The following is a 10882-nucleotide window of genomic DNA, read 5'->3' as shown; positions in this document are numbered from 1 at the left end:
AACTGCAGTCACTCCTCGCGGTCTGGACCGGCGCCTGCCCCACCTGCCACCGCGACATACCAGAACCGATAGCAACCTGACCAAGCACTACTAGTGCTGCGACCGGAAAGGTTCACCGGCTCGCGAGGCCTGGCACGGTACCTCGCCGCGTTGTCGCATCACCCGAGTACGTCCCGCACGAAGGCGATCCTCCGCCTCGCGACGCACCGCACCGGACGCCGCGAGCCTCCCGGCAAACCTTTCCGGCCACAGCACTAGAGGGCGCACCCCTGGCTGTCGACCTGTTGGTTGGCGGAGCGGCCGTGCGCGATGTCCTGGCGGATCTCGTCGGCCGTCAACGCGTAACCGGTGTCCGGGTCGTCGAGCGACTTCGCGAACACGACTCCGTACACCTTGCCGTCGGGCGTCAGCAGCGGCCCGCCCGAGTTGCCCTGACGGACGGTCGCGAAGAGCGAGTACACATCGCGGCGGACGGTGCCCCGGCGGTAGATGTCCGGGCCGTTGGCGTCGATACGGCCCCGCACCCGCGCGGACCGTACGTCGTACGAGCCGTTCTCCGGGAAGCCCGCGACGATGGCGCCGTCCCCGGTCCGCGCATCCTGGTCGGCGTCGGTGAACTGCAGCGGCTTCGCGTCGAGGTCCGGTACGTCGAGTACGGCGATGTCGCGCTGCCAGTCGTAGAGCACGACCTTCGCGTCGTACAGCCGGCCCTGGCCGCCGATCTGCACGGTCGGCTCCTCGACACCGCCGACGACATGGGCGTTGGTCATCACGCGACGGTCGGCGAACACGAATCCGGTGCCTTCGAGGACCTTGCCGCAGCTCGGCGCGGTACCGACGACCTTGACGATGGACTGCTGGGCGCGGACCGCGACTGGGCTGGTGCTCAACGCCGGGTCCGGTGCCTGGACCTCGGTGATCGGCTCGTTGGCGAAGGGGCTGAAGACCTGCGGGAAGCCGTTCTGGGCGAGCACCGACGAGAAGTCCGTGAACCAGGTCGAGGCCTGTACGGGCATCACCCGCGAGATGCCGAGCAGGACCGACGAGCTGCGGACCTCCTTGCCCACGGTCGGCAGGGTGGTGCCGGCCAGGGCCGAACCGATCAGCCAGGCGACCAGCAGCATCGCGACCACGTTGACCAGGGCGCCTCCGGTGGCGTCGAGGGCGCGCGCGGGCGACCACGTGATGTAGCGGCGGAGCTTGTTCCCAAGGTGCGTGGTGAACGCCTGCCCGACCGAGGCGCACACGATCACGATGACGACCGCGACCACCGCCGCCGTCGACGAGACCTCCGAGCCGTTCGTCAACTGGTCCCACAGGATCGGCAGCAGATAGACGGCGACGAGACCGCCGCCGAGGAACCCGATCACCGACAGGATGCCGACGACGAACCCCTGTCGATATCCGATGACAGCGAACCACACGGCGCCGGCCAGCAGCAGGATGTCCAGCACGTTCACCGTCTATAGCCTCACAGATTCGTCACCGGGCCCGTTCGATCGGCTGGTTCCGGCCGGGGCCGGACAGCGCAGCACGGAGCCAGCCTGTCATGCGTGCCAGTCGAGCGGCACATGCTTGCCGGTGTCCCACGGGCGCTCCCAGCCCGCGAAGTGCAGGATCCGGTCGATCACGCCTGCGGTGAAACCCCAGACAAGAGCGGATTCGACCAGGAATGCCGGGCCCCGATGCCCCTTGGGATGTACCGCGGTCGCTCGATTGGCCGGATCAGTGAGATCCGCCACGGGAACGGTGAAGACTCGGGCGGTCTCACCCGGATCGACGACTCCGACCGGGCTCGGCGACCGCCACCAGCCGAGGACCGGCGTCACGACGAAGCCGCTCACGGGGATGTAGAGCCGGGGCAGCACACCGAACAGCTGCACCCCGCGCGGGTCGAGACCGGTCTCCTCCTGCGCCTCCCTCAGCGCGGCCCGCAGCGGCCCCGTCGTTCCCTGGTCTCCGTCCTCCGGGTCCAGGGCACCGCCGGGGAAGGAGGGCTGCCCTGCATGGGAGCGCAGGCTTCCGGCTCTCTCCATGAGGAGCAGTTCGGGACCGCGCTCGCCCTCGCCGAACAGGACGAGGACGGCGGACTGCCGTCCGGCACCGTTCTCGGGCGGCAGGAAGCGGCTGAGCTGACCCGGCTCGACGGTCCGCACGGCCGTGGCCACCGGAACGAGCCATTCGGGCAGGCCCTCCGTCGTCACCGTGAGGCCGGAGTCCTGCCTCTCGCCCGCCGTGGCCCCGTCCGCTCCCGGCGCTGTCCCGCCCGCTCCCGCCGTGGCGGCGGGAGCGGGCGCTGCGGCCGCCGCCGCACGGTTCACCGCGTCGTCCCGGCCGTCCTTGCTCCGCCGGTGGTCAACACTCTGCCGTTGACCAGTGCTCTGTCGGCGATCAGCGTTCTGCCAGCCCGTGCTCTGTTCTCGCGTCTCCATGGGCACCCCTCGTCTCACAACGCCTGGCGTCATGCATTTCGTTCCGGGGCGGACGCCGGTACGTCAGCTGCCCCCGGGCCCGGGCGCGGGCTTCCCCGGGTAGTCCGCCGGCGGGTACAGCCGCTGACCGGGCTGACCGCCCATCTCGTACTTCAGCAGCTTCCTGGCCTTCTCCGGGTCCGTCTCGCCCTCCCCGTACGCGGGACAGAGCGGCGCGATCGGACAGGCGCCGCATGCGGGCTTGCGGGCGTGGCAGATGCGACGGCCATGGAAGATGACGCGGTGCGAGAGCATGGTCCACTCGCTCTTCGGGAAGATCGCACCGATCTCGGCCTCCACCTTCTCCGGGTCCTCCTGCTCCGTCCACTTCCAGCGACGGACGAGGCGGCCGAAGTGCGTGTCGACGGTGATGCCCGGTACGCCGAAGGCATTGCCGAGGACGACATTGGCGGTCTTGCGACCGACCCCCGGCAGCTTGACCAGGTCGGACAGACGGCCCGGCACCTCGCCGCCGAAGTCGTCCCTGATCGCCGCGGAAAGCCCTATGAGCGACTTGGCCTTGGCCCGGAAGAAGCCGGTCGGCCGGACGATCTCCTCCAACTCCTCCGGAACGGCCGCGGCCATGTCCTCGGGCGTGGGATAGGCGGCGAAGACCGCGGGGGTGGTCTGGTTGACCCTCAGGTCGGTGGTCTGGGCGGAGAGGACCGTGGCGACGAGAAGCTCGAACGGGTTCCTGAAGTCCAGCTCGGGGTGGGCGTACGGGTAGAGCTCGGCGAGTTCGCGGTTGATCCTGCGGGCGCGACGGACCATCGCCAGATGCGATTCCGGCTTCACGGCCCTCGCCACTCTGTTCGCCTGGGCCCCGCTGGTCCCCTTGGGTGCCTCTGCTCCTTCGGGCACCTCTGCCGCCTTGGTCGCCTTGACAGCCCTCTTGGCCTGCACGGTCTTCGCGGCTTTCGCAGCCTTCCCTGCCTTCGGGGCCTCCACGGCCTTCGTTCCAGCGCTCGCGGACTGCGCGACCACAGGGCGATTTGTCGCCTTTTTCGGACGACTCACAGCCTGTTCGCCCATAGCGGAATCACGGCCCTCCGACACCCCACCAGCCCCCTTGGCCTGCGTTCTCACCGGCGATTTGGACACCCGGCCAGCCTAGAGCCACACGTCGCCATCCGCCCCGGTCACCGCGTACACACCCTCGATCGGCCCCCTGACGCACGGTTCGGCACGTCCGTGCGTCAAACTGGTTTGTGATTGATCGCACTGTTTTACCGTCCGGCATGATGGGGACCACGGTTTCCTGAACAGGCCGACAAGGAGAGAACTCGTGGACGACGTTCTGCGGCGCGCCCCGCTTTTCGCGGCGCTCGATGACGAGCAGGCCGCGGAGCTCCGCGCCTCGATGAGTGAGGTGACCCTCGCACGCGGCGACGCTCTCTTCCATGAGGGCGACCCGGGCGACCGCCTCTACGTGGTGACCGAGGGCAAGGTGAAGCTCCACCGCACCTCCCCCGACGGCCGCGAGAACATGCTGGCCGTCCTCGGTCCCGGAGAGCTCATCGGCGAGCTCTCGCTCTTCGACCCGGGCCCGCGCACCGCAACCGCGACCGCGCTGACCGAGGTCAAGCTCCTCGGCCTCGGACACGGCGACCTCCAGCCCTGGCTGAACGCCCGCCCCGAGGTGGCCTCGGCCCTGCTGCGCGCCGTCGCGCGCCGCCTCCGCAAGACCAACGACCAGATGTCCGACCTGGTCTTCTCGGACGTGCCCGGCCGGGTCGCCCGCGCCCTCCTGGACCTCTCGCGGCGCTTCGGCGTCCAGTCCGAGGAAGGCATCCACGTGGTCCACGACCTGACGCAGGAAGAGCTGGCCCAGCTGGTCGGCGCCTCCCGCGAGACGGTCAACAAGGCGCTCGCGGACTTCGCGGGACGTGGCTGGCTGCGCCTGGAGGCGCGCGCCGTGATCCTGCTCGACGTGGAGCGTCTGGCGAAGCGCTCCCGCTGACCGGAGCGCTCCCGCCGACCGCACGGGGCGCCCCCGAGCCCCGCGCGGCGATCCGGTGCGACCGGATTTGCCCCAGTGCGACCGGGTCCCGATCCAGTGCGGCTGGTTCCGATCCGCTCCGACCAGGGCCGGGGCAGTGCGACCAGGGCCGACCCGATCCGGTGCGCTCCTGATCGGGCTGATCCGGTCGGATTCGAGGCTCGGCCCGATCCGATCAGGCCCCGGCCCCGGACCGGAGCACCGCACCAGGCCGTGCCCGCTACACCAGCCCGTGCTCGCTCAGGTACTCCAGCTGCGCCCGTACGGAGAGCTCCGCCGCGGGCCACAACGACCGGTCCACGTCCGCGTACACGTGGGCCACCAACTCGGCCGGCGTCCGGTGCCCGGCCTCGATCGCCGTCTCCACCTGAGCCAGCCGGTGCGCACGGTGCGCGAGGTAGAAGTCGACCGCGCCCTGCGCGTCCTCCAGCACCGGGCCGTGCCCCGGCAGCACGGTGTGCACGCCGTCGTCGACGGTCAGCGAGCGCAGTCTGCGCAGTGAGTCGAGGTAGTCGCCCAGCCTTCCGTCCGGGTGCGCGACGACCGTGGTGCCACGCCCGAGAACCGTGTCCCCGGTCAGCACCGCCCGGTCGGCGGGCAGGTGGAAGGAGAGTGAGTCCGCCGTGTGGCCGGGGGTCGGCACGACGCGCAGTTCCAGTCCCCCGGTGGTGATCACGTCTCCGGCGGTCAGCCCCTCGTCGCCGAGGCGGAGCGCCAGATCCAGGGCCCGCACCTTGGTACGGGTCAGCTCGGCGAAGCGCGCCGCGCCCTCCGCGTGATCGGGGTGCCCGTGGGTGAGCAATGTGAGCGCGATGCGGCGGCCGGCCCGTTCGGCGGTGTCGACGACCGCCCGCAGGTGCGCGTCGTCCTGCGGCCCCGGGTCGATGACGACCGCGATATCGGAGTCGGGCTCCGCGACGATCCAGGTGTTGGTGCCGTCCAGCGTCATGGGCGAGGCGTTGGGGGCGAGGACGTTGACGGTGCGGGGGGTCGCGGGCCCGGAGACGACTCCGCCGCGTGGCTGTCCGGGCAGCGCTGCCGCGTCGCTCATACCGGCTCACCTCCCGTACCGTGGCCCGCGCCACCCTCTTCTCCACCCTGCACACGGCTCGCCACGCCGCCTTCGCCCCGCGTGCCGCCTTCGATCCCGAACGCGGCGGCCGTCGCGTTCGGGATGTGCTTCGTGAACTCGTCGTGCCCCGGCCAGCTCAGCACCAGCTCGTCGCCCTCCAGCCTCGCCCGCGCGAGGACGGGCGCGAGGTTCTGGGAATCCGCGGCCTTCAGTGCGTCGGCCGCCGTGCCGTACGGCCTGAGCGCCCGCAGCGTGGACACGGTCGGGGGCATCATCAGCAGTTCCCCCTTGTCGTACCCGTCGGCCGCCTCGCCGGGGCGGATCCACACCGCGCGGTCGGCCTCCGTCGAGACGTTTCGGGTGCGCTGCCCCTCGGGGAGCGCGGCGACGAAGAACCAGGTGTCGTAACGGCGCGGCTCGAACTCGGGGGTGATCCAACGCGCCCAGGCGCCCAGCAGATCGGACCGCAGCACCAGTCCGCGCCGGTCCAGGAACTCCGCGAAGGACAGTTCGCGGGCGACCAGCGCCGCGCGATCGGCCTCCCAGTCGGCGCCGGTGGTGTCACTGACGACACTGTCGGCGGTCGGGCCGGCGAGAAGGACGCCCGCCTCCTCGTACGTCTCACGGACCGCCGCGCACACGATGGCCTGGGCCTCGACCGGGGTCCCGACGCCGAGCCGTCCGGCCCAGCTCTCCAGCGGGGGCCCTGCCCAGCCCACGAGCCGGTCGTCGTCGCGCGGGTCGACGCCGCCGCCCGGGTAGGCGTACGCACCACCGGCGAAGGCCATGGAGGTCCGGCGGCGCAGCATGTGGACGGCGATCCCGTCCTGGGTGCCGACGGCGGGGTCCCGGAGCAGCATCACGGTGGCGGCTCGCCGCGGCGTCCCGGGCGTCAGCTCACCTGCGGCGAGTGCCCGGATCCGGTCGGGCCATTCCGGTGGGTACCACTGACCATTCGACATGGCCGGAGGCTATCCGGAACCGCGCCGATGTTCGAGAGGTGAGCTGATCCGTACATGCCCCGTACATACACGCCCGCACACCTGCATACAGGCCCGCATCCCTGCCGCTGTTCACGCGCCCATGCATGCCGGAACGCGCCCGCTGCACATCCACCGTGCGCGTACCGCGCCAGCCACGTACGTGCGCACGTACGCCCCTGTGCACACGATCCCGCCCGGCCGTGCCGACCGGGCGGGATCAGGGGTTCCGGCGGTGTGGAGAGGGCGGGAACGGCGGCGACGGGGCTTCCGTACGCCGCACGCTCACGGGCCCGCGCTTGACAACTCCATTAGGAATCGGCCAGCTCGACCTGGATCTCGACCTCCACAGGAGCGTCCAGCGGCAGCACCGCGACGCCCACCGCGCTGCGCGCGTGCACACCCTTGTCGCCGAGGACCGCGCCCAGCAGTTCGCTGGCCCCGTTGATCACGGCGGGCTGCCCGGTGAAGTCGGACGCCGAGGCGACGAAGCCCACGACCTTCACGACCCGGACGATCCGGTCCAGATCACCGGCGAGGGACTTCACGGCGGCCAGCGCGTTGAGCGCGCAGGTCTTCGCCAGCTCCTTGGCCTCGTCGGGCGTGACCTCGGCACCGACCTTGCCGGTGACCGCGAGCTTGCCGTCCACCATCGGCAGCTGGCCGGACGTGTACACGTACACCCCCGACCGCACGGCCGGCTGGTACGAGGCCAACGGCGGCACGACGTCCGGCAGGGTCAGCCCGAGCTCGGCGAGCTTCGACTCGACGACGCCCGCCACTACGCCTTCTCCCGCTTCAGGTAGGCCACGAGCTGCTCGGGGTTGTTCGGGCCGGGAACGACCTGGACCAGCTCCCAGCCGTCCTCGCCCCAGGTGTCCAGAATCTGCTTGGTCGCGTGCACGAGCAGAGGCACGGTCGCGTATTCCCACTTGGTCATGGCCCGACTGTAATGCCTGTGTAATCCCGGGCACGCGCAGCCTCGTGCGTAGCCTGCGGCCCGACTGGTTAGGCTCGAATACGTGAGCAGGTTCCAGGTCGTCAGCGGCAAGGGTGGTACCGGTAAGACCACGGTCGCCGCCGCCCTCGCGCTCGCCCTCGCGACCGAGGGCAAGCGCACCCTCCTCGTGGAGGTCGAGGGCAGGCAGGGCATCGCCCAGCTCTTCGAGACGGAGTCGCTCCCGTACGAGGAGCGCAAGATCGCCGTCGCCCCGGGCGGCGGCGAGGTCTATGCGCTGGCGATCGACGCGGAGCGCGCCCTGCTCGACTACCTTCAGATGTTCTACAAGCTCGGCAGCGCCGGCCGCGCGCTCAAGAAGCTCGGCGCGATCGACTTCGCCACCACGATCGCGCCGGGCGTGCGCGACGTGCTGCTGACCGGCAAGGCGTGCGAGGCCGTGCGCCGCAAGGACAAGCAGAACCGGTACGTCTACGACTACGTGATCATGGACGCCCCTCCCACGGGGCGCGTCACCCGCTTCCTCAACGTGAACGACGAGGTGGCCGGGCTGGCCCGGATCGGCCCGATACACAACCAGGCACAGGCCGTCATGCGGGTGCTGAAGTCCCCCGAGACCGCGGTCCATCTGGTGACGCTGCTGGAGGAGATGCCGGTCCAGGAGACCGCGGACGGCATCGCCGAGCTCCGGGCCGCCGAGCTTCCGGCCGGCCGGGTCATCGTGAACATGGTGCGACCGCATCTGCTGGACGAGGACGCGTTGCGCACGGCCGCGGAGGGACGCCGCAAGGAGATCGCCAAGGCGCTGACCCGCGCGGGCGTCACGGGTTCCATCGGGCTCGTACGCCCCCTGGTCGAGCAGGCCGCCGAGCACGCCCAGCGGGTCGAGCTGGAACGCGAACAGCGTGCGGTGCTCGCGGGGCTCGGGCTCCCGGGTTACGAACTCCCACTGATCGGCGAGGGAATGGACCCGGCGGGGCTCTACGACCTGGCGACCGAGCTGCGCAAGCAGGGCGTGGGGGACGAGGCGGCCGAAGGACCGGGGCGCGACGCACCCGGTGCCGAAGGGCTGGGCAACGGAACCGGACGCAGGGCCGGACAAGGGGCGGGCGCATGAGACAGGGCACGGGCACGGGTGCGGACACGGCCCCCGCGCTGGACACCGACGCGCTGCTCGACGACCCCGGCATCCGGATCATCGTGTGCTGCGGTTCGGGCGGGGTCGGCAAGACGACCACCGCCGCCGCCCTGGGCGTACGCGCGGCCGAACACGGCCGCAAGGTCGTCGTCCTCACCATCGATCCGGCCCGCAGGCTCGCCCAGTCCATGGGCATCGACTCGCTGGACAACGTCCCGCGCCGGGTCCCCGGCATCGACGGCGAGGGCGCCGGCGAACTGCACGCCATGATGCTCGACATGAAGCGAACCTTCGACGAGATCGTGGAGGCCCACGCCGACGCCGAACGGGCCCGCGCGATTCTGGAGAACCCCTTCTACCAGTCCCTGTCGGCCGGATTCGCGGGCACGCAGGAGTACATGGCCATGGAGAAGCTCGGCCAGCTACGCGCACGCGACGAGTGGGACCTGATCATCGTCGACACCCCGCCGTCCCGCTCCGCGCTGGACTTCCTGGACGCGCCGAAGCGGCTCGGCTCGTTCCTGGACGGAAAGTTCATCAAGCTGCTGATGGCCCCGGCGAAGGTGGGCGGCCGGGCGGGGATGAAGTTCCTCAACGTCGGCATGTCGATGATGACCGGCACCCTCGGCAAACTGCTCGGCGGCCAGTTCCTGCGCGACGTACAGACCTTCGTCGCGGCGATGGACACCATGTTCGGCGGCTTCCGCACTCGGGCCGACGCCACGTACAAGCTGCTGCAGGCACCCGGTACGGCGTTCCTCGTCGTCGCGACGCCGGAGCGGGACGCGCTGCGCGAGGCGGCGTACTTCGTGGAACGGCTCGCCTCGGAGGACATGCCGCTGGCCGGTCTGGTGCTCAATCGCGTCCACGGCAGCGATGCCGCACGGCTTTCCGCCGAACACGCCCTGGCGGCTGCGGAAAACCTCGACGCGATCGGCATTGTGGATCAGGAGGAAGGGAAGGCTGCACTTTGTGACCCGGCCGATGGGCCGGTCGCCTCTCCCGATAACGCCCCCACGGCCGCCCCCGTCGAGCACGGGGAACACCAGGACCATCAGGAACGCCGGAAAGACCGGAAGCGCGCGGAACACGAAGAGCACGGGGAGCACGAGGAAACAGAAGACCAGGATTCACAGCCACCACAGGGTTCACGGAACCCCCGGGACTCACGAGGCCCCCAGAATTCGGACGAGGACCGCGGACCGGAAACGTCCCCGAAAACCCTGATTTCGCCGAAAACCCCGGCTCCATCGACCGCAGATCCGGATGGCGCGGGTCCGGATGGCGCGGGTCCGGATGGCGCCGATGCGGCCCACTTGGATCCTGATGGTACGAATCCGGAAGCTGCGGATGCGGACGGCTCGGATCCGGCACCGGATCCCGAACCCACGAACTCATCGGCCTCCGCAGCGCCGGGCATACTCACGAACCAGGAGACGTACGCCTCCGCCTCCGTCGAGCAGTTGACGGCGGCCCTCCTGCGACTGCACGCGGAGCGCATGCAGGTGGTCGCGCGCGAGCAGCGCACACGCGACAGCTTCACCGCACTGCACCCCGAGGTGGCCGTGACCGAAGTGGCCGCGCTGCCCGGTGACGTGCACGACCTCGCGGGCCTCAGGTCCATCGGTGACCGGCTCGCGGCCGGATCGATCGACGGCCGGGCCACGTGACCGTCCGGGCCCGACGGCGGGGCCGCGTGACCGGCCCGGCACAGCCCGCCTGGTCAATAAGGGCGGGGCACGCCGGACATCAGCCCGAGGGCGCATCCGCGTAACCGCCCGCGCCCGCCTCATCCCACAGCGGCGTACCTCTCGTGCAGCTCGTCGTCGTCCAGCCCGATCGCCACGGGCAGGATGCCTCCCGTGGACTGCTCGTACTCACTGCGAGCGGTCTCCAGCAGCCGGCGCCAGGACGTGACGGTGGGCCGCCTGCGCAGCAACGCGCGGCGCTCCCGTTCCGTCATTCCACCCCACACGCCGAATTCGACGCGGTTGTCCAGAGCGTCGGCCAGGCACTCGGTCCGCACCGGGCATCCGGTGCACACCGCCTTGGCCCTGTTCTGCGCTGCTCCTTGTACGAACAGTTCATCCGGATCGGTAGTGCGGCAGGCTGCCTGCGCACTCCAGTCGGTTACCCAGCCCATCACGGCGCCGTCCTCTCCCGAATCGAGGCTCCCCCACGGCGGTAGCGGCATATTCACCGCTGCCAGTTGAGGACGTTACGGAAGGCGGCGACAGCACAACACCCCCTTCGGGCCCAATCTT

The 10882-nt window shown here is 70.5% G+C and carries 11 protein-coding genes; 3 read left to right on the top strand and 8 right to left on the bottom strand.

Annotated features, from left to right (window positions below; translation table 11 throughout):
* Positions 1 to 254: 254 nt before the first annotated feature.
* The 3 genes from ACFYY6_RS29485 to nth all read right to left on the bottom strand — a co-directional run bounded on the left by ACFYY6_RS29485 (position 255) and on the right by nth (position 3503).
* A complete protein-coding gene (locus ACFYY6_RS29485) occupies positions 255 to 1460 on the bottom strand; it encodes a MarP family serine protease (protein ID WP_351516878.1) in 1206 nt (401 codons plus the stop codon).
* 87 nt (positions 1461 to 1547) lie between these two features.
* On the bottom strand, positions 1548 to 2432 hold the full coding sequence (locus tag ACFYY6_RS29480; RefSeq protein ID WP_389196481.1) for an NUDIX hydrolase: 885 nt from the start codon (positions 2430 to 2432) through the stop codon (positions 1548 to 1550).
* A gap of 63 nt (positions 2433 to 2495) precedes the next feature.
* Positions 2496 to 3503 (bottom strand): endonuclease III, encoded by a 1008-nt coding sequence (gene nth, locus ACFYY6_RS29475; protein WP_389196479.1) that lies wholly within the window; start codon positions 3501 to 3503, stop codon positions 2496 to 2498.
* A gap of 253 nt (positions 3504 to 3756) precedes the next feature.
* Here nth and ACFYY6_RS29470 point away from each other — a divergent pair, with 253 nt between their 5' ends.
* Complete coding sequence (locus ACFYY6_RS29470; RefSeq protein WP_010473292.1) at positions 3757 to 4431, top strand: Crp/Fnr family transcriptional regulator; 675 nt, start codon at positions 3757 to 3759, stop codon at positions 4429 to 4431.
* A gap of 259 nt (positions 4432 to 4690) precedes the next feature.
* Here the strand turns inward: ACFYY6_RS29470 and ACFYY6_RS29465 are convergent, their stop codons facing one another.
* The 4 genes from ACFYY6_RS29465 to ACFYY6_RS29450 all read right to left on the bottom strand — a co-directional run bounded on the left by ACFYY6_RS29465 (position 4691) and on the right by ACFYY6_RS29450 (position 7462).
* Positions 4691 to 5521 (bottom strand): MBL fold metallo-hydrolase, encoded by an 831-nt coding sequence (locus tag ACFYY6_RS29465; RefSeq protein ID WP_389196477.1) that lies wholly within the window; start codon positions 5519 to 5521, stop codon positions 4691 to 4693.
* Complete coding sequence (locus ACFYY6_RS29460; protein WP_351630207.1) at positions 5518 to 6504, bottom strand: NUDIX hydrolase; 987 nt, start codon at positions 6502 to 6504, stop codon at positions 5518 to 5520. Before ACFYY6_RS29460 ends, ACFYY6_RS29465 begins: the two co-directional genes overlap by 4 nt.
* A 329-nt stretch (positions 6505 to 6833) precedes the next feature.
* Entirely contained in the window at positions 6834 to 7304 is a 471-nt protein-coding gene (locus ACFYY6_RS29455) for a RidA family protein (RefSeq protein WP_351630204.1), read from the bottom strand.
* The gene (locus ACFYY6_RS29450) at positions 7304 to 7462 is read right to left on the bottom strand and encodes a DUF4177 domain-containing protein (RefSeq protein WP_003967454.1); all 159 of its coding nucleotides are present in this window, start codon (positions 7460 to 7462) and stop codon (positions 7304 to 7306) included. The genes ACFYY6_RS29455 and ACFYY6_RS29450 overlap by 1 nt, the downstream gene beginning before the upstream one ends.
* Before the next feature lie 82 nt (positions 7463 to 7544).
* Between ACFYY6_RS29450 and ACFYY6_RS29445 the strand changes: the two genes are divergently transcribed.
* Positions 7545 to 8597 (top strand): ArsA-related P-loop ATPase, encoded by a 1053-nt coding sequence (locus tag ACFYY6_RS29445; protein WP_351516871.1) that lies wholly within the window; start codon positions 7545 to 7547, stop codon positions 8595 to 8597.
* Positions 8594 to 10288, top strand: a complete 1695-nt coding sequence (locus ACFYY6_RS29440) for an ArsA-related P-loop ATPase (protein WP_351516869.1) — start codon at positions 8594 to 8596, stop codon at positions 10286 to 10288. The genes ACFYY6_RS29445 and ACFYY6_RS29440 overlap by 4 nt, the downstream gene beginning before the upstream one ends.
* A gap of 119 nt (positions 10289 to 10407) precedes the next feature.
* Here ACFYY6_RS29440 and ACFYY6_RS29435 read toward each other — a convergent pair whose 3' ends face one another.
* Entirely contained in the window at positions 10408 to 10761 is a 354-nt protein-coding gene (locus ACFYY6_RS29435) for a WhiB family transcriptional regulator (protein WP_199883305.1), read from the bottom strand.
* Positions 10762 to 10882 lie beyond the last annotated feature (121 nt).

Origin of the sequence: Streptomyces sp. NPDC001750 (genome assembly GCF_042892615.1) — a bacterium.
Classification (GTDB): Bacteria; Actinomycetota; Actinomycetes; order Streptomycetales; family Streptomycetaceae; genus Streptomyces.
This window is presented reverse-complemented; position numbering and strand designations above follow the sequence as displayed.

Bases quoted from the DNA above. Each gene is read 5' to 3' on its own strand.
- ACFYY6_RS29480 (WP_389196481.1), bottom strand. From the start codon at position 2,432: ATGGAGACGCGAGAACAGAGCACGGGCTGGCAGAACGCTGATCGCCGA.
- nth (WP_389196479.1), bottom strand. From the start codon at position 3,503: ATGGGCGAACAGGCTGTGAGTCGTCCGAAAAAGGCGACAAATCGCCCT.
- ACFYY6_RS29465 (WP_389196477.1), bottom strand. From the start codon at position 5,521: ATGAGCGACGCGGCAGCGCTGCCCGGACAGCCACGCGGCGGAGTCGTC.
- ACFYY6_RS29460 (WP_351630207.1), bottom strand. From the start codon at position 6,504: ATGTCGAATGGTCAGTGGTACCCACCGGAATGGCCCGACCGGATCCGG.
- ACFYY6_RS29450 (WP_003967454.1), bottom strand. From the start codon at position 7,462: ATGACCAAGTGGGAATACGCGACCGTGCCTCTGCTCGTGCACGCGACC.
- ACFYY6_RS29440 (WP_351516869.1), top strand. From the start codon at position 8,594: ATGAGACAGGGCACGGGCACGGGTGCGGACACGGCCCCCGCGCTGGAC.
- ACFYY6_RS29435 (WP_199883305.1), bottom strand. From the start codon at position 10,761: ATGGGCTGGGTAACCGACTGGAGTGCGCAGGCAGCCTGCCGCACTACC.